The 24,384-nt window shown below is 68.5% G+C and carries 22 protein-coding genes and 2 pseudogenes; 11 read left to right on the plus strand and 13 right to left on the minus strand.

Going from position 1 to position 24,384, the window contains the following annotated elements; translation table 11 throughout:
* Nucleotides 1-294: pseudogene (locus tag ABN028_RS33440) on the minus strand (hypothetical protein); the annotation flags it as partial.
* A 158-nt stretch (nt 295-452) separates the two neighbouring features.
* On the opposite strand from ABN028_RS33440, the gene ABN028_RS33445 reads away from it, so the two are divergent.
* From ABN028_RS33445 to ABN028_RS33455, 3 genes are all read left to right on the plus strand, one after another.
* Nucleotides 453-3,152 carry a bifunctional FO biosynthesis protein CofGH gene (locus ABN028_RS33445; protein ID WP_349699394.1) on the plus strand — a complete coding sequence of 900 codons (2,700 nt, stop codon included), beginning with the start codon at nt 453-455 and terminating at the stop codon, nt 3,150-3,152.
* Nucleotides 3,149-3,775, plus strand: a complete 627-nt coding sequence (ribA, locus tag ABN028_RS33450; protein ID WP_349699395.1) for a GTP cyclohydrolase II — start codon at nt 3,149-3,151, stop codon at nt 3,773-3,775. The genes ABN028_RS33445 and ribA overlap by 4 nt, the downstream gene beginning before the upstream one ends.
* A gap of 161 nt (nt 3,776-3,936) precedes the next feature.
* A complete protein-coding gene (locus ABN028_RS33455) occupies nt 3,937-4,533 on the plus strand; it encodes a DUF4352 domain-containing protein (protein ID WP_349699396.1) in 597 nt (198 codons plus the stop codon).
* A 245-nt stretch (nt 4,534-4,778) separates the two neighbouring features.
* Here the strand turns inward: ABN028_RS33455 and ABN028_RS33460 are convergent, their stop codons facing one another.
* Nucleotides 4,779-5,744, minus strand: a complete 966-nt coding sequence (locus ABN028_RS33460) for a magnesium transporter (RefSeq protein WP_349699397.1) — start codon at nt 5,742-5,744, stop codon at nt 4,779-4,781.
* 143 nt (nt 5,745-5,887) lie between these two features.
* Between ABN028_RS33460 and ABN028_RS33465 the strand changes: the two genes are divergently transcribed.
* Nucleotides 5,888-6,709, plus strand: coding sequence for an IclR family transcriptional regulator (locus tag ABN028_RS33465; RefSeq protein WP_349699398.1), 822 nt, complete (start codon nt 5,888-5,890; stop codon nt 6,707-6,709).
* Between the two features lie 54 nt (nt 6,710-6,763).
* Here the strand turns inward: ABN028_RS33465 and ABN028_RS33470 are convergent, their stop codons facing one another.
* The 6 genes from ABN028_RS33470 to ABN028_RS33495 form a co-directional block, all read right to left on the minus strand.
* Entirely contained in the window at nt 6,764-7,921 is a 1,158-nt protein-coding gene (locus ABN028_RS33470; protein ID WP_349699399.1) for a PAS domain-containing sensor histidine kinase, read from the minus strand.
* Nucleotides 7,922-7,975: 54 nt separating this feature from the next.
* Nucleotides 7,976-9,052, minus strand: coding sequence for a SpoIIE family protein phosphatase (locus tag ABN028_RS33475; RefSeq protein WP_349699400.1), 1,077 nt, complete (start codon nt 9,050-9,052; stop codon nt 7,976-7,978).
* A gap of 6 nt (nt 9,053-9,058) precedes the next feature.
* The gene (locus ABN028_RS33480; RefSeq protein ID WP_349325842.1) at nt 9,059-9,463 is read right to left on the minus strand and encodes an anti-sigma regulatory factor; all 405 of its coding nucleotides are present in this window, start codon (nt 9,461-9,463) and stop codon (nt 9,059-9,061) included.
* 1 nt (nt 9,464) lies between these two features.
* Nucleotides 9,465-9,842: an STAS domain-containing protein gene (locus tag ABN028_RS33485; RefSeq protein ID WP_349325843.1), complete on the minus strand. Its 378-nt coding sequence runs from the start codon at nt 9,840-9,842 to the stop codon at nt 9,465-9,467.
* Complete coding sequence (locus ABN028_RS33490; RefSeq protein WP_349325844.1) at nt 9,835-10,692, minus strand: PAS domain S-box protein; 858 nt, start codon at nt 10,690-10,692, stop codon at nt 9,835-9,837. The genes ABN028_RS33485 and ABN028_RS33490 overlap by 8 nt, the downstream gene beginning before the upstream one ends.
* A 219-nt stretch (nt 10,693-10,911) precedes the next feature.
* The gene (locus ABN028_RS33495) at nt 10,912-11,847 is read right to left on the minus strand and encodes an alpha/beta hydrolase (protein ID WP_349699401.1); all 936 of its coding nucleotides are present in this window, start codon (nt 11,845-11,847) and stop codon (nt 10,912-10,914) included.
* A 189-nt stretch (nt 11,848-12,036) separates the two neighbouring features.
* Between ABN028_RS33495 and ABN028_RS33500 the strand changes: the two genes are divergently transcribed.
* The gene (locus ABN028_RS33500) at nt 12,037-13,245 is read left to right on the plus strand and encodes a cytochrome P450 (protein ID WP_349325846.1); all 1,209 of its coding nucleotides are present in this window, start codon (nt 12,037-12,039) and stop codon (nt 13,243-13,245) included.
* Between the two features lie 13 nt (nt 13,246-13,258).
* Here ABN028_RS33500 and ABN028_RS33505 read toward each other — a convergent pair whose 3' ends face one another.
* The 3 genes from ABN028_RS33505 to ABN028_RS33515 are packed head-to-tail and all read right to left on the minus strand — an operon-like array spanning nt 13,259 to nt 16,291.
* On the minus strand, nt 13,259-14,104 hold the full coding sequence (locus ABN028_RS33505) for an SAM-dependent methyltransferase (protein WP_349699402.1): 846 nt from the start codon (nt 14,102-14,104) through the stop codon (nt 13,259-13,261).
* Nucleotides 14,104-15,222 carry an ABC transporter ATP-binding protein gene (locus ABN028_RS33510; RefSeq protein ID WP_502879245.1) on the minus strand — a complete coding sequence of 373 codons (1,119 nt, stop codon included), beginning with the start codon at nt 15,220-15,222 and terminating at the stop codon, nt 14,104-14,106. The genes ABN028_RS33505 and ABN028_RS33510 overlap by 1 nt, the downstream gene beginning before the upstream one ends.
* A 1-nt stretch (nt 15,223) precedes the next feature.
* Nucleotides 15,224-16,291, minus strand: coding sequence for an ABC transporter ATP-binding protein (locus ABN028_RS33515; protein ID WP_349699403.1), 1,068 nt, complete (start codon nt 16,289-16,291; stop codon nt 15,224-15,226).
* A 211-nt stretch (nt 16,292-16,502) separates the two neighbouring features.
* Between ABN028_RS33515 and ABN028_RS33520 the strand changes: the two genes are divergently transcribed.
* The 6 genes from ABN028_RS33520 to ABN028_RS33545 are packed head-to-tail and all read left to right on the plus strand — an operon-like array spanning nt 16,503 to nt 23,075.
* Entirely contained in the window at nt 16,503-17,714 is a 1,212-nt protein-coding gene (locus tag ABN028_RS33520; protein ID WP_349699404.1) for a dipeptidase, read from the plus strand.
* Complete coding sequence (locus ABN028_RS33525) at nt 17,711-19,336, plus strand: ABC transporter substrate-binding protein (protein ID WP_349699405.1); 1,626 nt, start codon at nt 17,711-17,713, stop codon at nt 19,334-19,336. The genes ABN028_RS33520 and ABN028_RS33525 overlap by 4 nt, the downstream gene beginning before the upstream one ends.
* A 33-nt stretch (nt 19,337-19,369) precedes the next feature.
* Nucleotides 19,370-20,329, plus strand: coding sequence for an ABC transporter permease (locus ABN028_RS33530; RefSeq protein ID WP_349699406.1), 960 nt, complete (start codon nt 19,370-19,372; stop codon nt 20,327-20,329).
* Nucleotides 20,326-21,255 (plus strand): ABC transporter permease, encoded by a 930-nt coding sequence (locus tag ABN028_RS33535; protein WP_349699407.1) that lies wholly within the window; start codon nt 20,326-20,328, stop codon nt 21,253-21,255. Before ABN028_RS33530 ends, ABN028_RS33535 begins: the two co-directional genes overlap by 4 nt.
* A gap of 3 nt (nt 21,256-21,258) precedes the next feature.
* Nucleotides 21,259-22,098, plus strand: a complete 840-nt coding sequence (locus ABN028_RS33540; RefSeq protein ID WP_349699408.1) for an alpha/beta fold hydrolase — start codon at nt 21,259-21,261, stop codon at nt 22,096-22,098.
* Nucleotides 22,098-23,075, plus strand: a complete 978-nt coding sequence (locus ABN028_RS33545; RefSeq protein ID WP_349325854.1) for an Lrp/AsnC family transcriptional regulator — start codon at nt 22,098-22,100, stop codon at nt 23,073-23,075. The genes ABN028_RS33540 and ABN028_RS33545 overlap by 1 nt, the downstream gene beginning before the upstream one ends.
* Before the next feature lie 52 nt (nt 23,076-23,127).
* Here the strand turns inward: ABN028_RS33545 and ABN028_RS33550 are convergent, their stop codons facing one another.
* Both ABN028_RS33550 and ABN028_RS35640 read right to left on the minus strand, forming a co-directional pair.
* Nucleotides 23,128-23,955 carry a hypothetical protein gene (locus tag ABN028_RS33550; protein ID WP_349699409.1) on the minus strand — a complete coding sequence of 276 codons (828 nt, stop codon included), beginning with the start codon at nt 23,953-23,955 and terminating at the stop codon, nt 23,128-23,130.
* Between the two features lie 12 nt (nt 23,956-23,967).
* Nucleotides 23,968-24,258 (minus strand): annotated as a pseudogene (locus tag ABN028_RS35640) (BNR-4 repeat-containing protein); the annotation flags it as partial.
* Between the last annotated feature and the right edge of the window lie 126 nt (nt 24,259-24,384).

Here is a 24,384-nt window from a genome sequence, read left to right on the forward strand (position 1 = left end):
GGTGAGCACTCCCCACACCGCGGCGACGTCGCCGAAGGCGAGGTGCCGCGTGCGGTCCGGACCGCCCCGGCCCGGCGCTCGCCCTCCCGCCGCTCCCCCTCCCGCCGCTCCCCCTCCCGGCGCTCGCCCTCCCGGCGCGTCACCGTCCAGTACGGCAGAGACCGCCGCCGCGATGTCGGCCGCGGTACCGAGGTAGCGCTGCGCCACGATGCGCGGCGTGCCGTCGACCCGCCGCGACTCCGCGAGGTAGTAGTACGTCCGGCCGTTGATGCGCTTGCCGACCACCGATGCCACACTTTAGGTAATACCTGCTGCAGGCTCTGGCCGCAAACCGCAGCAAGGCCGGTGACCAGCGCAGATAAGCGTCCCCGCCACCGCCAACGGCGACCAGGTTCCGGTTCGGGTGCCGACACGCTGGTCCGGCGACGCTGCACCTGCCTACGGTCTCGGCCGTGACTGTCCTACGTCCAGATCGCCCGGCCCACGGTCCCCAGCAGGTCCCGGACCAGCCGCCCGCGTCGGCCATGCGCCGTGCTCTCGCCCGCGCGCGCGACGGCAAGACGCTGAACGTCGACGAGGCCGCGGTCCTCCTCCACGCCCGCGCCGGCGACCTCGACACGCTCACCGGCCTCGCGAGCCGGTTGCGCGACCAGGGCCTCGAAGCGGCGGGGCGGCCTGGCGTCATCACGTACAGCCGGAAGGTGTTCATCCCGCTCACCCGCCTGTGCCGCGACAGGTGCGGCTACTGCACCTTCGTCACCGTCCCGCACCGGCTCCCCGCCGCCTACCTGAGCCCTGACGAGGTGCTCGACATCGCTCGCCAGGGTGCCGCGATGGGCTGCAAGGAGGCGCTCTTCACCCTCGGCGACCGGCCGGAGGACCGCTGGCCGGCGGCGCGCACGTGGCTGGACGAGAACGGATACGACGACACGCTGTCCTACGTCCGTGCGATGGCGATCCGGGTGTTGGAGGAGACCGGTCTGCTGCCCCATCTCAACCCGGGCGTGCTGTCGTGGCAGGACCTGCAGCGGCTCAAGCCGGTCGCGCCGTCGATGGGCATGATGCTCGAGACGACCGCGCGGCGGCTGTTCACCGAGCGCGGCGGGCCGCACTTCGGCTCGCCCGACAAGGACCCGGACATCCGGCTCCGGGTGCTCGAGGACGCCGGCCGCAGCTCTGTGCCGTTCACGACCGGGATCCTCCTCGGGATCGGCGAGACTCTGACGGAGCGGGCCGAGTCGCTCTTCGCGATCCGCCAGGTGGCCCGGGCGTACGGCGGCGTCCAGGAGGTGATCGTCCAGAACTTCCGGGCCAAGCCCGACACCAAGATGCGCTCGACACCGGACGCCGACCTGCAGGACCTGGCGGCGACGATCGCCGTGGCGAGGCTGGTGCTCGGCGCGCAGGTCCGGATCCAGGCGCCGCCGAACCTCATCGACGACGAGTACGCCCTGATGCTGCGTGCCGGCATCGACGACTGGGGTGGCGTGTCGCCGCTGACACCGGACCACGTGAACCCCGAGCGGGCCTGGCCGCAGATCGACGACCTGGCGGCGCGCACGGCTGAGGGCGGGTACGCCCTGCGGGAGCGGCTGACGATCTATCCGGAGTACGTCCGCGCCGGCGAACCGTGGCTCGATCCGCGGCTCGCGCGACACGTGGCGGCCCTGGTCGATCCGGCCACCGGGCTCGCCAAGGACGGCGCACTCCCCCAGGGACTGCCGTGGCAGGAGCCCGACGGTGGGTGGGAGTCGGCGGGCACCGGTTCGGGGCGGACCGACCTGCACGTCACCATCGACTCGCGGGGCCGCACCACCGACCGCCGGGAGGACTTCTCCTCGGTCTACGGCGACTGGGACGAACTCGCCGCGCACGTCCCGTCCGGAGCGGCCGGACCGGCACCGGCGTCGCCGGCGGCTGCGGCGCGTCTCGACGGCGCCGTCAAGGACGCCTTGCGTCAGGCGGAGAGGGACCCCGCGGGCCTCACCGACGGCCACGCGCTTGCCCTCCTCGACGCCGACGGTCCGGCGCTGGAATCCCTCAGCCGGTTGGCGGATGGGCTTCGCCGGGACGTCGCGGGCGATGACGTGACCTTCGTCGTCACCCGCAACATCAACTTCACCAATGTGTGTTACACCGGCTGCCGCTTCTGCGCGTTCGCCCAGCGGCGGACCGACGCCGACGCCTACACGCTCTCCCTCAGCCAGGTCGGCGATCGGGTCGACGAGGCGTGGGAGGCCGGCGCGACCGAGATCTGCATGCAGGGCGGCATCCACCCGGACCTGCCCGGGACGGCGTACTTCGACCTCGCACAGGAGGTGAAGCGTCGTCAGCCGGATGTCCACCTGCACGCGTTCAGCCCGATGGAGGTCATCAACGGCACGTCGCGGACCAACCTGCCGGTGCGTGAGTGGCTCGTGCGGGCCCGCGAGGCCGGCGTCGACTCGCTGCCTGGAACGGCCGCCGAGATCCTCGACGACGACGTGCGCTGGGTGCTCACTAAGGGAAAGCTGCCGACGGCGAGCTGGGTCGAGGTGGTCAGCACCGCGCACGCGCTCGGCATCCCCACGACGTCGACGATGATGTACGGACACGTCGACACGCCGGCGCACTGGGTCGCCCACCTGCGGGTCATCGCCGACCTGCAGCGCAGATCGCTGGAAAACAACGGCCATCGTGGCTTCACCGAGTTCGTGCTGCTGCCGTTCGTACACACCAGCGCGCCGATCTACCTTGCGGGGTTGGCGCGCCCGGGTCCGACACCGCGCGAGAACCGCGCCGTGCACGCCGTCGCCCGGCTGCTGCTCCACGGGCTGATCGACAACATCCAGTGCTCGTGGGTGAAACTCGGCCCGGAGCTCTGTCAAGCCGTCCTTGACGGTGGCGTGAACGACGTCGGCGGCACCCTCATGGAGGAGACGATCAGCCGGATGGCCGGCGCCGGCCACGGGTCGTACAAGACGATCAGCGACCTGCGCGCGCTCGTCGCGCCGACCGGCCGGCCGCTGCGCCAACGCACCACCGACTACGGCACGCCTCCCGCCGAACGCATCGCCGCGGCAGAGGCGAGCGACGGTGTCTGCGCCGCGGTACGCAACCCGGGCCGACGCGACCTCCCGGTGGTGTCGCTGTCCGGGCCCGCCGCCGAATGACGGCGACCCAGCGGATCCGCCGGGTCGCGCAGGCCCGGATGCCGACGGCTCATGGCGTGTTCACGGCGTACGGCTATGCCGTCGACGGCCGGGAGCACGTCGCGCTCGTCCACGGCGACCTCAGCAAGGTGCAGGCGGCCGGCGAATCGGTCCTCGCCCGCGTGCACTCCGAGTGCCTGACCGGCGACGTGTTCGGCTCTCTGCGTTGCGACTGCGGGCCGCAGCTCACAGCGGCCCTGGCCGCCATCGCCGCGGAAGGCCGCGGCATCCTCGTCTACCTCCGCGGGCACGAAGGACGCGGGATCGGGCTGCTGGCCAAACTTGCGGCGTACACCCTGCAGGACGCGGGGCACGACACGGTGGACGCGAACCTGGCACTGGGCCTTCCGGCGGAGGCCCGCGACTACTCGGCCGGAGCGCTCATCCTCACCGATCTCGGCGTACGCACCGTCCGGCTGCTCACCAACAATCCCGCCAAGACCACCGGCCTCGCCGCCCACGGCATCACGGTCGCTCACCGCGTCCCGCTGCACGTCCCGGCCAACCCGGAGAACGCCCACTACCTGCGCACCAAGCGGACACGCCTGGGCCACCACCTCCCGGCCGAAGCGCACGACGCCTGAGGGGCAGGATCCGCGATCACGTTTCATGAACGGCCCTTGTCGCGGCTGAGTATTCAACCAAGAAACTATGGCCGACCAAAAAGCAGGCGGGTTCGACCAAAAACCAAACGCCCGCAGAAGCCCTACCTGCCGTGAAAGCCTGCACGCAGGGGGGAACAGCCATGAACAGCCAGATTGCGGCGCGGGGCGCATCGTTGTGCGCGAAGGGAAGAAGCCGGCACCGGTTGGCGCGAGGAGTCCTTGCGGTCGCCTGCGCCGCGACGTTGTTCTTGTGCGGATGCAGCCGTCCACCGGTTCCGGTGACGATGGCCACACCCGCCAACACGGCGAAGCCGGGGACACCATCGACCACGATGGTCGGGGTCGGGCAGACCTTCCGTAACGGCAGCTTCGAGGTGACCGTCACCGAGCTGACCACCGGCGTGAAGAAGTACGCGAAGGAGCTTGGCGTCGCCCCTCCGGTCGCCAGAAACGGTCAACTCATCGTCGTACGCATGAAGGCGAAGAACGTCGGCATGGCCCCGGCGCAGTTCGGCGGCGCCTTCCATCGGATCGTCGACACCAGGGGACGGCGTTTCGGTCCGACACAGGTCCGGGGCTTCGACTACCGGGCGCAACTCAATCCGGACCAGATGACCCATGGCGTCGTGATCTTCGACGTCGCCCCGACCGTCGCGCTCGCCCATGTGATCGTGCAGACCGACGACAACGCCGTGGGGCGGAAGGCAAGGACCTACGTCGCCGCGTCGAAACCCTGAACCGGCCCCACGACGTCGCCGCGTCGATCAACCGGTGGTCGTCGGGCGGGTCGGCGAAGACCGCCATCCGGCCGTAGGCCATGACGCTCATCGGCGCGGACAGGACGGTGCCACCGGCGGTCTCGACCGCTGTGCGTCTTTGCACGACGCAATCCTCGCGCTGACCACCGACGGTCGTGGGCGATCGGAGAAACTCACCGGGAGTACGCCGGCACCCGGCTCAGCCGGGGACCGCCCCAAGCGGCTCAGCCGAGGATCGCCCGCGCGATGACAAGGTAGATCGCGATGGACAACAGGTCCTGGACAACCGTCGCGAGCGGACCGGAGCCGAAGGCGGGGTCCCTGCCGAGCCGATGGAAGAGCCACGGCAACGCCATGGCCACCACGGTGGCGATCGAGCACGCGGCGAAGAGCGCGAGGGAGACGGCGAGCGAGACACCGACGTTGCCCCAGACCGCGACGGTCACCGGCAGGGTGAGCAGGGCCAACAGCAGGCCGACCAGCAGTCCCGTGACGAGTTCGCGGACGACGACCCGCCGGATCCCGACGCCGACCGAGAGCCCCCGGATGACCAGCGTCTCGGTCTGGGTGCCTACGGCGTCGGCCATGTAGACGACGCCAGGGATGAAGAACGCGAGCAGCACCTGCCGCTCCAGGTCCGCCTCGAAGCCGCCGATCAGCCCGGCCGCCGCCAGAGCACCCAGCAGACCGAGCAGCAGCCACGGCACACGGTGCCAGAGCCGCAGGCGTACCCGCTCCTCGCTCGCGGCCAGTGCGGTGGCGGCCGACCTCAGGTACCCGCCGAGTCGGGCGAGGTCCTCGTCGTGTTCCTCGAGCAGGACGGCGAGCAGTCGTTGGGGTGGGATGAGCCCGCGAAACGTCCCGTCGGCGTCGACGACGGCCAGTCCTGTCTCGCCCTGGCGGATGGCCGCCCACGCCGCGTGCTCCTGGTCGGTGTCCGGTGCGACGACGGGTGGCTGGCGGTCCGAGACGTCGAGGACCCGCGCGTCAGGCGGCGCGACCAGGAGGCGTTCGATCGTCACAAGGCCCACCAACCGGCCCGACGTACAGACCGCGATGACGGCCGCGCTGTCGAACCGCCGGCCCCGCAGCGCGTCGATCACGTCGGCTACCCGGTCCTCGGGCGCTGCCACCGGGATCTCGGTCGATGCGTGCTGGGCCGCGGTACCGAGGATCTGCCGCTCTGCCATGAGGTTCCTCCACGCTCCACGTACCCCGCCACGGATTGGACAGCATCGTCACGCTCTGCTATTCCTTGATACGGATCAGAGCTTTCGCGCACTGGAACCGGCTCCTTGTACCCTCCCCGTCCGACGACCACTAAGGTTTCGCCATGCGGAAGCAGAGCCGGCAAGGCACTCCGTCCCAGCCGTCCCCGTCCCAGCCGTCCCCGTCCCAGCCGTCCCCGTCCCAGCCGTCCGGGGCGGTCCAGTCGGTCGAGCGTTCGCTCGAACTCCTCGAGCTCATGGCCGACGCCGCCGGGGAGGTCACCCTCAGCGAGCTGGCCAGCTCGTCCGGCCTGCCCGCACCCACGATCCACCGGCTGCTGCGGACCCTCATCGCTGGAGGATACGTACGCCAGGAGGAGTCCCGGAAGTACGCCCTGGGCCCGCGGCTGATCCGCCTCGGCGAGAGCGCGAGCCGGCTGCTCGGATCCTGGGCCCGGCCCTGCCTCGACGAGCTCATGCACGCCACCGGCGAGACCGCGAACCTCGCCCTGCTCGACGGCGACAAGGCCGTCTATGTCGCCCAGGTGCCGTCGCGCCACGCGATGCGGATGTTCACCGAGGTCGGCCGGCGCGTCGAGCTCTACTGCACCGGCGTCGGCAAGGCCCTGCTGGCCCAGATGCCGGACGACCGCGCCACCGCACTGCTGAAGCGGGCCGACCTGCAGCCCCGCACGCCGCGTACCCTCACCGATCACGCCGCCCTCCTCGCCCAGCTCGACACCATCCGCGGCCAGGGCTACGCCGTCGACGACGGCGAGCAGGAGGTCGGCGTCCGCTGCGTGGCGGTGACGGTCCCGGACACGCCGATCGCGACCGCGCTGTCCATCTCCGGTCCGGCCGCCCGGATCACCGACGAGGTGGTCGCGCACGTCGCGCCCGAGTTGCAGCAGGCGGCGGCCAGGCTCTCGGCCGAGCTCAGGTCCTGAGGCGGGTCTCCACGACAGTGGCGATGCCGATCACCGCGACCGTGGGCATGCCGATCACCGCGACAACGGGATCCGCCAGTCGATCCTGGTGCCGGCGCCGAGCTCGCTGTGCAGCTCGAAGCGCCCACCGTGGGACTCCGCCCGCTCCCGGAAGTTGCGGAGTCCGCCCTGATGGCGGGCCGTGTCGAAGCCCCGGCCGTCGTCGGCCACCTGCAGGACCACCTCGCCGTCGGCGACCTTGAGCACGACCGAGGCACTGCTCGCCTGGGCGTGCCGCGCGATGTTGGTCAACGCCTCGCGCAGGACGGCGAGCACTTGGACAGCCACCTCGTCCGTCACCGTCGTGTCGACCGGCCCGTCGAAGCGGACGTTGGGCGAGAAGCCGAGCCCGTCCTGCGCGGCGGTCGCGAGGTCGAGAACCTGCCCACGCACGCTCGTCGAGCGCTGCCAACCGCCGTGGAGCGCGAAGATCGTCGTACGAAGGTCCTGGATGGCCCCGTCGAGCTCTCCGATCACCGTCTCGATCCGCTCCGCCACCTCAGGGCGGATGACCAGTGTGGCGGCGCTGTGCAGCATCATCTCGGCGGCGAAGACCCGCTGGATCACCATGTCGTGCAGGTCGCGGGCGATCCGGTCCCGGTCGTTCATGACCTCCTGGAGCGCCCGGGCCTCGGCGAGCTCAGCCTGCGTACGAAGCCGGTGGGAGATGTCGCGCGCCACCACGCTGAAGCCGATCAGGTCGAGGTTCTGCACCTCCCGCATCGCCGCGACGGCCACGCCCACGTCGATCGGGGTTCCCTCCCGATGCCGCCACCTGGTGTCGTACGCCTGCACACGCCGGCCAGCGCGTACGTGCCCTACCGCCGCATCGAACTGTGGCGGCGACTCGTCGGCGACCAGCACCTGCATCGAGTGCCCGACGATCTCGTCGCTGCGATAGCCCAACAGGCGTTGCGCGCCGGGACTCCACGTCTGGATGGTCAGCTCCGGACCCAACGCGAGCATCGCGTCGTCGGACGACTGGACGATGGCCGCCAACCGCGCCTCGGCCTGGCGGGCGTCCTCCAGTTCGGCGTGGACGGCGATGAACCCCCGGTTGGTCTTCTGGAGCTCGTGGTTGAGTTCGGCGACCGACAGCTCGCGTTCGCGCATTCGCTCCTGGCAACGTCGAAGCGCGGCCCGCAGCTGGGTCAGTTCCGCATCGGCAGCCATGGGTCATCACCGCCGTCCGTGAGCCGCCGTCCGTGAGCCGCCGGCCATGAGCTCCTAGGCATGTACCGGGTTCCTCAGGTCGCGGACGACCAGGAGGGCGGCGTCGTCGTTGCCCTCGCTGTGGTCGCGCTCGACGATGGCGGCGATCAGCGCCGGGTCGTGTGCGAGCAGGGCGGGATACTCACCATCCTGGTCCCAGTGCGCCTTGATCCCGTCGGTGGCGAGCATCAGGGTGGCACCCGGCCTCCACTCGCCGGTCGCCACCTGCATGTCCGGCACCGGAATCTCGGTCCCGAGGACTCCGACCCGGCTGAGCAGCCGATGGCTGCCCTGGCCGCAGAAGACCCGCCCGTGGATGTTTCCCACGCCGACGTAGGTGAGTTCTCCGCTCTCCTGATCCAGTACGCAGAGGCCGAGGACGCCTCCCCTGGTGGAGAGCATGGCCTCGTGGACATGGCCAACGAAGCTCCGCGGGTCGCGCATCGACCAGTGCTCGAACTCCGTCAACGCCACCTGAGTCGCGGCGGCCGCATGCTCGCCGTGGCCCAACCCGTCGACGACGAGGGCGACAAGCCGCTGGTCCACGCGGACGGCCCAGCCGTCTCCGGAGACGCCGGACCCACCCAGCGGAACGTTGACGCCGCCCCACTGCCAGGACGCGGTCCGGGTGGAGTCTGACGCGCCGAGCCGCGCGAGGATCGCGGTGCCAGCCGAGGTGGCGTACCAGTCGAAGTCGACCGAACGCCGGCGGACGGTGTTGAGTCCCGCGCCGAGGCCACGACTCCCGTCCCGGGACTCACGCGGGACAGACGGCCGTGGCGACTCCTGCGGGACTGGTCGACCTGTCTCGCGGTTCGGGTCAGGCGGGACATCTCCCGCCCGCAGGCCCGGGCCGCCGTCGAGGGCGAGCAACTCGATCCCGTCGGTGAGCGCGCGGTAGAGGACGTAGCCACCCTGGTCGGTGTGCCGGAGGAGGTTCGTACCCAGCTCGGTCGCGACCAGATCCGCGTCGCCGTCACGAAGGGACGGCAGGTCGGCGGCCATCTCGGCAACCGTCCGGCGCAACGCACCGACGTCTTCTTCGACCTGGATCGGGTGCCGTTGGTGGACAGGGCTGTTCACGGGCGCCACGACCGATCACCGCCGCCACTTGACGATCTCGACAACGGTGCCCGAGCCCACCTCGGTGGTGATGGTCATCTCGTCGACCAGCCGCTTCGAGCCCGGCAGACCGATTCCCTGACTTCCGCTCGTACTGAAACCATCGACGAGAGCCTGGTCCACGTCCGGAATCCCCGGCCCTTCGTCGAAGAACGTCGCCTTCACCCCTTGCCGGCCCGACCTCGCGACGTCCTCCACCCGCACCCCACCGCGGGAACCGACCGCGTGGGTGAGGATGTTGCGGGCCAGCTCGCTGCCAGCGGTGATCAGCTTCGTCTCGTCGACCAGACCGAGCCCGACCCGCTGACATCTGGCGCGCAGGACCTGCCGCACCCGGATGAGGTCGGCCTCAGCAGAGATCGTCAGGGCGACCTGCGTCATGTCAGTCAGCTCGAGTGGCATTTCGGCGTAGCCGTCGCAACAGTGCGACGCCCTGCTCGGCGTTCAGTGCGGTGTCCAGATGACCCATCGGCACTCCCAGCTCGACCAGCGTGATCGCCACCGCTGGTTGGATTCCCACGACGGCGGCCTGTGACCCGAGGAGCCGGACCATGCCGATGAACCGGGCGATGACCCTTGCACTGAACGAATCGATGACGGACAACCCACTCACGTCGATCAGGATGCCCGTCACATGGGTACGTACGACCTCCCTGGTCAGCTGGTCCTCGATCGCGATCACGGTCGTGTCGTCAAGGTCACCTTGCAGGCTGACCAACAGCGTGTCCTCGATCCGCAGGATCGGTGCTGCCTCACTCACGTGGAGTCCCCCCGCCCAAGGTCTGACCAGAGCCGGCTGCGCCCGGCTGGTCGCGCAACACCTGCAACGCCAGCTGCAACGCGTCGCGCAACGTGTTACGGGAGCGCAACTGCCCCAGGTCCACACCAAGATTCACCATCGACTGGGCCACCTCGGCCCGCACGCCAGAAAGGATGCTGACGGTCCCCATCAGCGCAGCGGCCTGGACGGTCTTCAACAGGTGCTGGCCGACCTGGGTGTCGATCGTGGGTACGCCGCTCACTTCCAGGATGATGACCTCACCCTGGTTCTCGGCGATCTTCTCCAGCAGGTCCTCGGTCAGCCGGGCGGCCCGCTGCGAATCGAGGGTGCCGATGATCGGGAGCACGAGAACCTTGTCCCACACCTGGATCACCGGGGTCGACAGCTCGAGGATCTCGTCGCGTTGGCGTTGCAGTCGTACTTCCTGTTCACGGCGTTCGGTCTCGTCCCTGGTGACCTTCACAAAGCCGGTCACGTCGCCGTTCTCGTCCCGAATGGGCGCGAGAATCACACTCGCCCAGAACCTGCTGCCGCCCTTGCGTACCCGCCAGCCCTCGAACTCCACCCGTCCCGTGTCACGCGCGGTCTGCAACTCCCGCTGGGTCAGACCGGCCGCGTTGTCCTCTTCTGTGTAGAACATCGAGACCGGCTGCCCGAGGACTTCGTCCGCGGAATATCCCTGAACCGCCTCGGCGCCTGGATTCCAACTGGCGATATTGCCTGACACGTCTAACTTGATGATCTGATACTCAGTAATGGCATTGAGCATCGCTTCGAGTTCGCGGAGACGCTCATCCGGGTCTTGCGCACCGACCGGGAATGTTGGCATGAGCGGACCTCCCGTTATTCTCAATTTCCCGGTGGCTCGGACTCCTTCCCTCGACTACCCAAGGGAACGCACGTCTGCCTCTCGAGCCGTGGTTGCCATGATGCCACTGCCCACCGCACATGGGCAGCCGCGCGGCAGGGACGCGTGGGGTCCGGCGGGAGGTCGGCCCGATCTCAGCTGTCCGTTGTGGGCTTGACGGAAATAACGCAAGCCCACATATCAGGCGCTATGCAGCCATTCGGAAATCGTGGAGTGCGTGATATTGGACGACCGGTGCAATGCAAGATTGTGACCCGTGTCGGGGACCGTGAGAATGGTCAACGACGCGGCCCGAGGATAGAACGCCGCCTCGCTCTGCTGCACCGCCTGCCGGTCACGGCAGTCCAGCAGCAGGCCACAGAACAACGCGTCGTGCTCACCCACCATCACGAGGACGGGAACGCGCACCCTGCTCGTGGAGTTGAGCGCCGGCGGCAGCTTGTTGACCAGAGCGGACGTGGCGAGGGTGAGTTCGGTCGTGACGTCCTTGTGTGCCTCGTCGTAGGCGATGACCGCGGGATCCGCTGCGGGCGGGTGGAAGAACACGTCGTCGCGCGTGCCCGGCAATGTCGTGACCCAGCCGACGTCAGCGGTGTCCGCGGATACGACCGGGTCCAGCATGGCGGGATAGAAGTTCGTGAAGGTACGCAGCCCGCCGATACCGACACCTGTGCCGTGCAGCATTCCGGTGACGACCAGTCGGTCGATATCGCCGAACCGCGCCGCTTCCTCGATTCCGACCAGGCCGCCGATCGAATGCGTGACGACGTTGATGGTCGGATAGTCGGCACGCAACCCGCGAACAAGCTGGTGCAGGACGTAGGCGTCCGTGCCGACACTCACCCTTGTGCTCGGCGGCCTGCTGCTCTCCCCGACACCCAATCGGTCGTAGGCGAATGTCGCCCGACCGTCGGCCAGCGCGCTGCGTACGTACGAGTACTTCCCGTCGCCCTGCGGCCAGTTCCAGTAGGAGCGGTTGTAGCTGCCTCCGTGGACGAGGACATCCACCTGCCGGCCGGAGGCGGACCAGGTAGCGGGGACGCACAGCGTTCCGGAGATGGTCGCCGCGGGCGGCGCCCCTTCGGTCAGGCCACCGTGCGCTCGACGTCGCGACACGAGGAAGCCGCCTGCTCGGCACTAGCCGGTGTGGACACCAAGGCTGTGGCGACCGTGAAGCCGGCGGCAAGGACGCCTGCGACAGCACGCCGAAGAGCACCGCTGATGATCATGCGGGCACGATAGTGCACCCCGGCGATGCGGGACAGTACAGTGATCAACTGCCAGCCCCGAGCGGAGGGTTCCGTGATGAGTCAGACGCCGGCAACACCGCTGCCCTACCGACGCGGCGGCGCCAGCCCGTTCGATCCCGCACCGGAGATCGACCAGCTGCGCGCCGAGCAGCCCGTCAGCCGGATCCAGTTGCCGAGCGACGTCTCCGTGTGGTTCGTCACGCGGTACGCCGACGCCCGTCAGGTTCTCGGTGACGCCCGGTTCAGCAACGCCGCGACCCCACCATGGCTCCTGCGCCTGCCGATGGTGAAGGGCAGCGCCGAGGCGGCCCCGACCGAACCCGGCAGCTTCATCGGCTTCGACCCGCCCGCACACACGAAGTTCCGCCGGATCCTCGCCGGAGCGTTCACTGCCCGGAGGATGAACGAACTCCGTCCGAGGGTCACCGACATCGTGACCGAGCACCTCGACGGGATCGCCGGGTCCGCACCGCCGGTCGACCTCGTGTCGGCGTTCGCGTTCCCCGTGCCTGCACTCGTGATCTGCGAGCTTCTGGGCGTGCCCTACGCCGACCGCGAGGAGTTCCGCGACCGCAGCAACCTCATCCTTGACCTCTCCCAGCCACGGGAGCAGTTGTTGCTCGCCTTCAAGGACATGGCGATGTATCTCGCCGGCCGGGTCGCCGCCGAACGCCGCGCGCCGGGCGACGCGCTCCTCGGCCGGCTGGTCCGCGAGCACGGCGAGGATCTCTCCGATGCCGAGCTGGCCGGCATCGGCCGGCTGCTGCTGTTCGCCGGACACGAGACCACGGCCAACATGCTGGCACTCGGCACGTTGCTGTTGCTGCAGCATCCTGAGCAGGCGGCCAGCTTGCGGGACGACCCCGATGCTGCCGCGCCCGCGGTCGAGGAACTGCTGCGCTATCTCACGATCGCCCAGACCGCCGTGATCCGTACGGCCACCGAAGACCTGACGATCGGCGACCAGCAGGTCGAGGCCGGCGACTACGTCATGGTGTCGCTCCCGTCGGCCAACCGCGACGACGCGCTCTACTCAGATCCACACACGTTCGACCTCGCGCGGACTCCGCAGCCGCATGTGGCGTTCGGCCACGGCATCCACCACTGCCTCGGCGCACCCCTTGCGCGGATGGAGATGCAGATCGCGTTTCCGGCGCTGCTCCGCCGCTTCCCCACCCTGCGGCTGGCCGTGAACTTCGATGAGCTGAAGTTCCGTACGATGACCACGGTCTACGGCATACCCGAGCTTCCCGTGACGTGGTAGGTACCGCGCCCGCTCACGGCTTGCGGCCGACCGCGGCATAGAGGGCACGCGACGCGTCGTCGTCAGCGACCTCGGGATCCTCTGCCCCCCAGAGGCCGCCGAACGTGACGTCCGGCTTCGCACCGTCATACGGCGGGACGATCTGCAGACCGGCGAAGAACCTCTCCACATCGGGCTTCGACCGCGGGTACACCTGCTCGTTGGCGTTCTGGTAGATGGCGGTGGCGCGTTCGACGGTGGCGGGGGCCTGCTTGTCGTAGGTCCCCTGGGAGAGCACGAGATAACTACCCGGCACCAACGCGTCGAGGTAGCGTCCCACGAGCTTCCAGGGGTCGAGCTCGTCGGCCACGAAGTGGATGACGGCGGTCATCAAGAGGCCGATGGGCTGGGCGAAGTCGAGTTGTGCCCGCACGTCGGGGTTGGCGAGGATGCCGTCCGGCTTGCGCAGGTCACCGTGGACGAAGCTCACCCGACCGGTGTCGCTCAGCAGACGGTGTGCCTGCTCGGCGACCTGCTCGTCGTTGTCGACGTAGACCACCCGGCAGGCCGGATCGACCGCCTGCACGACGTCATGGGTGTTGTTCTGGGTGGGCAGCCCCGAGCCGATGTCGAGGAACTGCGTGACGCCGGCGTCGGCCGCCAGCCACCGTGCGGCCCGCTGGTGGAACCCGCGGTTGCACCATGCCCAGTCCTCGAGCTCGGGAAAGAGGGCCTTGATCTGCTCGGCGGCGAAGCGGTCGGCGGCGGAGTTGTTGGTGCCGCCGAGGAGGTAGTCATAGACCCGCGCCACGCTCATGCGCGGGACTGCGGAGGCAGCTGCGGTATCACCGTCGTCATGCCGTGTGCCGTCGACACTCATCAGCGCTCCTCCGTCCCCGCGGTCGAACGCATTCTAGGACGTCGGCCATCGGCGTCCGGTTGCGCGGGTGACCGCCCCCGGTCGCCCGAACCCGGAAGGATCGGATGATGACACGCGACCGCGCGGAGTCCCTGGTCGGTCCCGGCCACCGGCGCCAGCTCGGGGACCTCGGACCGGCACCGCTCGTCCGCCCGCCAACAGCGGGTGTGGAACCTGCATCCCGGTGGCGGATCCGCCGGACTGGGCGGGTCACCGGCGAGCCGGACCCGGGCGTACGACCCTCCGGCACGGGAAGCGCGCAGCGTCGGGTCAGGGATGGGAACGGCCGACAGCAACGCATGCGTGTAAGGGTGTGCGGGTGCCTCGAACACCCGGCCCGCGCTACCGAGTTCGGCGAGCCGGCCGAGATACATCACCGCGATCCGGTCCGCCACCACGCGCACCAGTGCGAGGTCGTGGGCGATGAAGACGAGTGCAAGGCCCAGTTGACGTTGCAGGTTTCGCAGCAGCCTCACGACCTGGGCCTGTACGGAGACGTCGAGGGACGACACCGGCTCGTCGCAGATCAACACCTCGGGTTCGAGGGCGAGTGCCCGGGCGATTCCGATCCGCTGGCGTTGACCACCCGAGAACTCGTACGCGTACCTGGGCAGCAGGTCCGGGTCCAGCCCCACGAGCGTGAGAAGGTCCGCCGCACGGGCCCGGCGCGCCGTGCGATCACCGGCGAGCCCGTGCACGTCCAACGGCTCGGCGACGAGGTCGAGCACGCTCATGCGCGGGTCAAGAGAAAGGTACGGATCCTGGAACACCATCTGCACCTTGCGCGCCAACCCACGCCGGGCCCGGCCCCGCACCCCCGTCACGTCGGTGCCACGGAAGAACACCTGCCCGGCATCAGGGCATTCGAGCCCGACCAGCATCCGCGCCAACGTCGACTTGCCGCACCCTGACTCGCCCACGATGCCGAGCGTCTCCCCCGCATGCAAGGACAGGTTGACGCCCGCGACCGCGCTGATCCGGGGGCGGCGCGCGCCGACGAGCGGCAGTGACCGGCCGGAGGCGAACCCCTTGTGGAGATCGCGCGCCTCCAGCAATACCGGCTTCTGGTCAAGGGTCACCTCAGCCGCTCCCCTCCAGCTGGTCAGCACCGCCCGTCACGCCCGCGCCGCCCGTCACGCCCGTCACGCCCGCGCGGCCGACCTCCTCGCGCCGGTGGCATGCGGACATGCGTACGTCCGAGCCGCCGACGGGCGCGAGATCGGGGCGGACCTCCGCACACACGTCGACCGCGTATCCGCACCGCGGCCGGAAGGCGCATCCCGATGGCAGCGCGAGCGGACTCGGCGGCGTACCAACGATCGGGTGCAGCTCGGCCGCGGGCCGGTCGATCCGCGGCACGGACCGGAGCAATGCCTCGGTGTAGGGGTGGCCGGGCGCGGCGAAGATGTCCTCGACCGGCGCCGTCTCGACGATCCGCCCGGCGTACATCACCGCTACCCGGTCGGCGACCTCGGCGACGATGCCCATGTCGTGGGTGATGAGCAGGACCGCCGTGCCCATCTCGCCGCAGAGTTCGGCCAGGAGCTCCACCACCTGCGCCTGCACCGTCACGTCGAGTGCCGTCGTCGGTTCGTCGGCGATGAGCAGCCGCGGTTGGAGCGCGATCGCCATCGCGACGAGCAGGCGTTGCCGCATGCCGCCGGAGAACTGGTGCGGATAGTCGTCGACGCGGCTGTCGGGTGCCGGGATTCCCACCCTGCGCAGCAGGTCGACCGACCGGGACCGCGCGACGCGACGGGATGTCCGTTCGTGGACGCGGAAGAGCTCGCCGATCTGATCGCCGACGCGCAACACCGGGTTCAGCGCCGACAAGGCGTCCTGGAAGACGAGCGTCATCTGCGGACCGCGCAACGCCCGCCGCTGGTCGACGGGTAACCGGAGCAGATCCGTGCCACCCAGCGTCAGCCGGGTCGCCTCGACGTCGACCTCACGGCCGGCCAACAGGCCCATGACTGCACGCGCCGTCACCGACTTGCCTGAACCGGACTCGCCGAGCAGCGCCAGCGTCTCACCGGGTGCGATCGCGAAGGACACCTCGTCGGCGGCGGTGAGCACGCGGTAGCCGGTACGGAAACGCACCGAGAGGCCGACGACTTCGAGGACCGCATCCCCACCCGCGTGCGGCATGCGCCTCCTTGGCATCGGCCGTAGCGCCGGCTTGGTGGCATCGGCGCTACGGCCGATATCCCCATAATTGACCATGATGCCGACTTATGGCAAGAATGATCTTACGTACGCCGAGTACCAATCATGCGGGGGCCTGGCGTTGCCGAAAAGTTGCCGTCCCGGGACGAGGGATCAGCGCGCGGACTCCGGCCCTCCGCGAAGGGAGCTCCCGGTGCGGGAGAGCTTGAAGCGCTACACCGGTTACCGCTCATACAGCTACCTCGATGCCGGCGTCGACTACCAGCAGTTCACCCTGGCCCCCGAGGTCAGTCGCGTACCCGCCTACTCCCGGCTGCACCTGTCCGACTCCCAGCGCATCCGTGCCAATCGGTTGCTCGACCAGAGCATCGTCATCTCCCTGCACGAGCACCCTGCGGTGTTTCCCGACCCCATCACCGACAGCGTTGACTACAACCGTGCCGGGCGGCACCGCACCGGTTACGAAGGACTCGCGCAGTCAGGGTTGACGGCGGTGTTCGACAACTTCATGGACGGCATCGCCTGCGTGACGAGTCAGGCGGGCTGGAAGTGGACCGACATCCTCGCCGACCTGGGGATGCGGTTCTCCGACCTTGCGCACCAGGACCTCGTGCTCAAGGCGGAGAAGGTCGCCGACATCCGCTACGCGCACGAGTCCGGCCGGATCGCGCTGGTGCCGGGTCTGGAGGCCGCGACGCCGATCGAGAACGAACTCGACCGGATCGACATCCTCTATGGCTTCGGCGTACGCCAGATGGGCATCGCCTACAGCGAGACCAACGCGCTCGGCAGCGGGCTGAAGGAACGCCGTGACGGCGGGTTGACCGACTTCGGCCGGCGGGCCGTGACCCGCATGAACAAGCTCGGCATGGCGATCGACGTGTCCCACTCCGGTGACCTCACGTCGCTCGAGACCATCGAGCACTCGACCGTGCCGATCTTCCTCACCCACGCGGGCGCGCGTGCCGTCTGGGGCAGCCTCCGGATGAAGCCCGACAGCGTGCTCGAGGCGTGCGCCGAGCGGGGCGGGGTGATCGGGATCGAGGCCGCGCCGCACACCACGATGTCGCTCGCGCACCCACGGCACTCGCTCGAGTCGGTGATGGACCACTTCACCTACTGCGTCGACCTCGTGGGGATCGACCACGTCGCCTTCGGGCCCGACACGCTGTTCGGCGACCACGTGGGACTTCACGAGGTGTTCGCCGGTCATGTGTCCTTCGACGCCGTCCAGGGCGACCTGAGCTACGAGAAGGTGGACTACGTCGACGGCATGGAGAACCCCGGAGAGTCCTTCGCCAACATCGTCGGCTGGCTCGTCTCCCACGACTATTCCGACGAGGAGATCCGTGCGGTGATCGGGGGAAACATCCTCCGCGTCCTCGAGGAGGTATGGGTTTCATGAGCTGGTCCAGAGCCCTGACGGGGGTGGTGGCGGCGGCCGCGCTGCTCGCTGTTGCGTGCACGCCGAGCGTCCCCGACGAGACCGGGCCAGGTACCGACCCCGGCGAGAAGAAGTCCACCGAGCGGAGCAAGCTCGTCATCGGCACGACCGCCGACGTCGTCAACTTCAACCCGCTCGTCGGCAACAGTCGTACGGACCTGATCCTCACCAACCTCATGTATCCGCGGCTCATGCAGATGGACCTCACGGGGACGAAGTCGCCGCTCGCGGCCACCGAGTGGGGGTACGAGGACGGGGGGCGCACCGCGTGGATGACGCTGCGCGACGACCTCACCTGGTCCGACGGGACACCGTTCACCGCCGAGGACGTCGCGTTCACCGTGTCGGCGATCTGGAAGGAAAAGATCGGCGTCTACGCCGGCCTGATCCCGTCGTTCAAGAAGGCCACCGCGGTCTCCGACACCCGGGTGGAGTTCGAGCTGTCGCGTCCTGACGGCACGTTCCTCACCAGCCTCGGCTTCTGGGTGCCGATCGTGCCCGCCCACGTCTTCGGCAAGGCCGAGAGCGTGCAGGACTTCCCCAACACCGAGGACTGGGTGAGCGCAGGCCCTTACAAGCTCACCTCGGTGAAGAAGGGCGAGAGCTACCAGCTCGAGGCGGTGGACTCCTACCCCTTCGCACCCGGCGGCAAGCCGACCCTGGACGAGGTGGAGTTCCGCGTCTATCCCGACGTCAACACCGAGGTGCTGGCGCTGCGTAGCGGTGAGCTGGACATCGTCTCCAACGCCATCCCGCCGGCACAGGCGAAGTCGCTGCAGGGGGTCGAGGGCGTCAGCCTGCAGGAGGTGCCGTCCCTCGGCTACGCCCATGTGCAGTACAACACCAAGCGCAAGCCGCTAAACCGCGTGGAGGTACGCCGGGCACTGGCCAAGACGATCGACGCCGCCGCGATTCGCCGGGTCGTCCTGCAGGGGCAGGCGAAGTCGACCGGCTCGAGTGTGGTGACGCCGACCCTTGACTTCTGGCACGACCCGAGCCTGAAGGAGTACGCATACGACCCGGGGGCCGCCAGGGCCGAGTTGGAGAAGGCCGGGTTCGAGGACGGCGACGGCGACGGTCTGCTCGACGGTCTGCAGCCGACGCTGATCTATGACAAGGCCGACCCGATCCTCGCCTCGCTCTCACAGCTGGTGCGCGACTCCAGCCGGGAGGCCGGCATCGACGTCAAGCTGTCGGGCCTCGAACGCAACACCTACGGCGAGAAGACCGCCGAACGCGACTTCGACATCTACGTCGGGTCGTGGGCCATCATGGAGGACCCACCGGCCTACCTCGGACTCGCGTTCAGATCCGGCGGTTTCATCAACTACGGGCAGGTCACCGATCCCACCCTCGACGCGCTGATCGACCGGGCGCAGAAGGCGACGACCCCCGAAGAGGCGCGGGAGCCGGTCCATCAGATCGCGCGTCGAGTACACGACCAGGTTTATGACGTAGTGCTCTATGTGCAGACGTTCAACATCGCCCACGACTCGTCGTGGGGCAACTTCGTGGTGCAACCGAGCGAACTGCTCTCCATCATCAACCCCCAGTCGCTGGCCCAGGTGCGTCAGCGGAACTGAAGAGATATGACCACAAGGCTGGACTGATTGGGCATGCTGGCGTTCACGGGGCGGCGACTACTGCGTGGGCTGATGACGCTGTGGTTCGCCGTGACGGTGACGTTCTTTCTCGTCCGGCTTCTGCCCGGTGACCCCGCGCTCGTGGTCGCCGACCCGGGCATGACCGAGGAGCTACGGCAGGAACTCCTGCGCGACTACGGTCTCGACCGGCCACTGGTCGTGCAGTACGCCGCGTACCTCGGGCAACTCCTGCAGGGAAACCTCGGCGTCTCCCTGCGCGAGTCGGTGCCGGTGAGCGCGATCCTCGCCGAGCGGATCCCGTGGACGCTCATCCTCACCGGGTCGGCGATGCTCGTGACGCTGCTCGTCGGCGTACCCCTTGGTGTGCTCGCGGCCACGCGTGCCCGCGGCGGGATCGACCGGCTGGTGCAGATCGGCGGTGTCCTTGGGCAGTCGCTGTTCGTGCCGAGCGTGGGCGTCTTCCTGTTGTACGTCTTCGGGCTGACGCTCGGGTGGTTCCCGATCGGTGGGGCGATGGACAGCGACGTGAGCAGCCCGGTCGAGGCCTACCTCAGCATGCTCCACCACCTCGTCCTGCCCTGCATGTCGCTGGTGCTGGTGCAGCTCGGTCCGTACGTCCTCACCCTGCGCGCCACACTGATCGAGAGCCTCGGCGAGGACTACTGCGAGCTCGCCCGCGCCAAGGGTGTTCCCGAGCGGGTGGTCGTGTGGAAGCACGCTCTGCGCAACGCCCTGCTTCCCACGACGACAGTGGCCGGTCTGCAGCTCGGTTTCCTGGTGGGTGGTGCGGTCCTCACCGAGACGATCTACGCTTATCCTGGGCTCGGCCGCGCGATCTATGACAACGTCGGCCGCCTCGACTTTCCTGTCCTGCAAGGGGCTTTCCTGCTGCTGGCCGCGACCGTCGTGGCGGCCAACCTGCTCACGGACCTGCTCTACGGCATGCTCGATCCGAGGGTGAGGTCGCGATGACGACGACACCCGCCGACACGTCAGGTGGTGGCACGTCAGTTGGTGGCACCACCGCGGGTGGCGCCACCGCGGGCGGCACCCCATCTGCGCCGGGTCCGCCTGGCGTACGCACCTGGCGGGAGTTCCGGCGCAGCCCGATCGGCGTCGGTTCGCTCGCCGTCCTGCTGCTGCTCGCCGTCGTCGCACTCGCCGCGCCGTTGATCGCGGCGTTCCCGCGAGGTTACGGCGAGGCGGTCCTCGCGCCCCCGTCGACGACCCACTGGTTCGGCACCGACGACCTCGGGCGCGACCTCTTCGCCCAAGTCGTGTGGGGCACCCGGGTGAGCCTGACCGTCGGCCTGGGTGCCTCGCTGCTCGCCATCGTGGCCGGTGCGCTGATCGGCATGGCCGCGGCCTATTTCCCCCGCATCGACACCGCGGTAGGCCTGGTCGTCGATCTGTCCCTGTCCCTGCCGATCCTGCCGTTGATGATTCTCGTCGCGGCTCTCGCCGGGCCCGGCATGGGCACGCTGGTCGTCGTCATCGCGGCGTTCTCCTGGCCGGAGGTCGCCCGGGTGGTGCGTTCCCAGGCGTTATCGGTCGTACGCCTGCCGTACATGGACGCCGCGAGGGTCATCGGCGGTTCACACGGCTGGATCATCCGTCGCCACCTGCTCCCCGCGGTCGCGCCCGTTGTCGCGGTCTCGGTCGTCCTCACCGCGTCGCGCGCGGTGCTGACCGAAGCGTCCCTGTCGTTCCTCGGCCTCGGCGACCCGGACAGCTGGTCGTGGGGAACGATTCTGCACAACGCACAGCGTTCGGGCTCGCTCGCATCGGCGTGGTGGACGACGTTGTTCCCGTCGCTCGCCATCCTCACGCTGGTGGTCGCGGCCACCCTCGCCTCCTTTGCCTACAACGATGCCCGCAACCCACGGATGAGGAAGTAAGCCATGTACGTCACCATCAATGGGACCCGGCTGAACGTCAAACTGCTAGGCAGCGAGCTCGTCGACAGACCCGTCATGATCGCTCATCACGGGGCGCCTGGGCTGGGGTCGATGGCCGAACCTGACGCGGCGTTCGCCCGGTTCGCCCACGAGCTTCCGCTGCTCGTCTTCGACGCCCGCGGCTCAGGCAGGAGCGACGGGGAACCTCCCTTCAGCCACGCGCAGTGGGCCGACGACATCGAAGGCCTGCGGGTGTGGAGCGGTGCCGAGAAGGTGGTGGTCGCAGGTGGTTCGTACGGCGGATTCATCGCGATGGAGTACGCGATCAACTATCCCGACCGTGTGCAGGCCCTCATCCTGCGTGACACCACCGCCGACAACACCCACATGGACGTGGCGCTGCGCAACGCGATGGAGTCGAGTCGGGTCACGATCGACCGGGCGAAGTTCGACCGGATCGTGAGCGGGACGGTCAAGGACGACGCCGACCTTGCCGACTGCTGGCGGGAGATCCTGCCGTTGTACGACCACGGCTACAACCCCGAAGCGGTCGAGCAACGCGCCAATGCGACGCCGTACCGCTACCGGACGCACAACTACGCGTTCTCGGTCCTGCACAAGAACTACGACATCAGGGACCGGCTTCCCCAGATCACCTGTCCGACCCTCGTCACCGTCGGGCGCCACGACTGGATCACGCCGGTCGAGTGCAGCGAGGCCATTGCCGCGCTCATCCCGAACTCCGAGCTCGTCGTCTTCGAGAATTCTGGACACTCACCACAGGTCGAGGAGTACGACCGCTTCTCCAGCGTCGTCCACCAGTTCCTGCGGGCGCACACCTGATGGCCCGCCTCGAACCGCTCGACGACCTCGACCGGCGGATCGTCGTAGCCCTGCAGAACGACGGCCGGGCGAGCTGGACCGAGATCGCCCACACCACCCAGACGTCCGTCGCCACCGTCACCCGTCGTGGCCAGCACCTCATCAGCAACGGCCTCGTCCGCATCGCGGCGGTCCCCAGCCTCGGCCAGTGGGGACCGACCGAGCAGCTGCTCATCCGCGTCCGCTGCGAGGCCGGCCTGCAGGCCCGGGTGGCGCGGATCATCGCCGAACGTCCGTACGTCCGCTTCATCTGCCTGGTCACCGGCGCGTACGACATCGTCGTCGAGGTGATCGTCCCCAAGGGCAGCGACCTGGTGAGCGTCCTCACCGAGGAACTGTTGAGCATCCGGGGCGTGGTGTCCAGCGACGCCGACCTGGTGCTGCACACGTACAAGGTCGGGCACGACTGGAGCCGGCAGATCCTCGGCGAAAGCGCACGCACCGCGAAACGATCCGAGCAGCACGAATGCGCACCGGGCGACTTCGACGACACCGACGACAAGATCCTCAGCATCCTCCGCGAGGACGGGCGGACCAGCTTCCCGGCGGTCGCGCAGGTGCTGGGCGTCAACGAGTCGACCGTACGCAGGCGCTACGAGACGCTGACGTCGCGCGGCTGCCTGCAGATGGTGACGTTGGTGCCAGCAGCCCTGCTGGGCTACGAGACCGAGGTCCTGTTGTGGCTCGAGGTGTCACCGTCCCGCCTGGACGCGGTCGCGCGGGAGCTGATCGCGCACCGGGGCGTCCGGTTCATCGCCGCGACCCTCGGCCAGTCCTCGCTGATGTGTGAGGTGATCATGCCGACGACGAACGACCTGTTCACCTTCACGACGTCCACGCTCGCCCACCTGGAAGGGATCCAGTCGTGGCAGGCGAGCATCGAGATGCTCACCCTCAAGCGCGGCTTCGTCATGTGCCCCTGGTCGCAGTCCGCCTGACGTGGTGCCGCGAGCAGCGCGAGGACGTTCGGCCACTCAGGTATGGATGATGTCAGCGAGCCGGAGACCCGTCGGCGTCGACCAGGACACCGATCTCGACGCTGCCGGCTGTCACCCGTAGTCCTCCGCCACCGCTGACCTGGGCGCTGTAGTTGACATACTGCCCGTTGAGGTTGGCGGCTTCGTTGAACGTGAGCGAGGTCCACGGGCTCCAGGAGATGCGGCTTCCGGTAGAGCCAGGCAACAGAGTGTGTTCCGCCAGCGTACCGACCAGTTGTCCGTTCGAATTCTTCTGTTGGAGGCGCAACCGTCCAGTACTGGTGATTCTGGTGACGTTTGCGCGGACCGTCGAACGCGCTAGCAACTGATGCCCCGCGTAGTCGCCAGGGATTGGGACCGCTTGGAGCGAGACATCAGAGAAGCTCGGGTTCGTGAATGTAGGAGCCGCGCCGGACAACGCCCCGCCTTCGACGGGCTCTATGCGCGGAACCGTAGAGATTTCATCGACATTGGTGAGGTCGATGGAGAGAACTCCGAGCCACTCCCGCGTCCACGCAGTGTCAGACACGTTCTTGTTCTCGGCAAGCGCGGCATCAGGCGACTTGCAGGGCGTCAAGAGCATGTGGAGCTCGCCACGGTCCCGGATGGCGCGGCTGTCGAACGAGGGCTCCCACGCGTGCAGGTCGATCGCACAGATCGGCGTGTCTGTCCGTTCCGCGCCAGGCGTGACTTCAAGAATGTGGACCGCACCGCGCAGCCGGTCCCTGTTCATCCGGTAGATGATGAAGGCGCGATCGTCGGATGTGCAGAAGACACCCGGACGGGCCACCTCTGCGTTGACGAGACTGACGTCAAGCGGCATCTTGTAGGTCCAGCCCATCAGCCTCTCATTTTCCCAGGCAGAACCATTCCACCAGGAATGAAGAATGCGAGATGCTGTTGCGCTTGAGTTCCAGATGTGCGTGGCGATATGGGGAGTTCCGGCCGGAGTTACGTCCAGCCCGCCGGTGTTGAGGATTCCCGAGTTACTGCCCGCAGTGAAGACGACCGGTGCGGTAGGGCGGGTGACAGGGAGGGACAGCGGGGCGCCCGACTGTGACTGCCATGTGACACACCGGTCCCTTGACACCAGATGGCACAGATCTCGGTTCGTCGCAGCCATGCCTGTCGCGCGCCATATCACCGCTAGTACGGCGTGGCGTTAATGATTGGACGGTTGTTCCTGGGAGGATGCTGGTATGGCTCATCCTCCTGCTGCGGCGTTGGTGTTGCATGACGGTGATCGGGACGTTCTTGGTTCGTGGGTGCG

Source organism: Actinopolymorpha sp. B17G11, from assembly GCF_040196095.1.
Taxonomy (GTDB): Bacteria; Actinomycetota; Actinomycetes; order Propionibacteriales; family Actinopolymorphaceae; genus Thermasporomyces.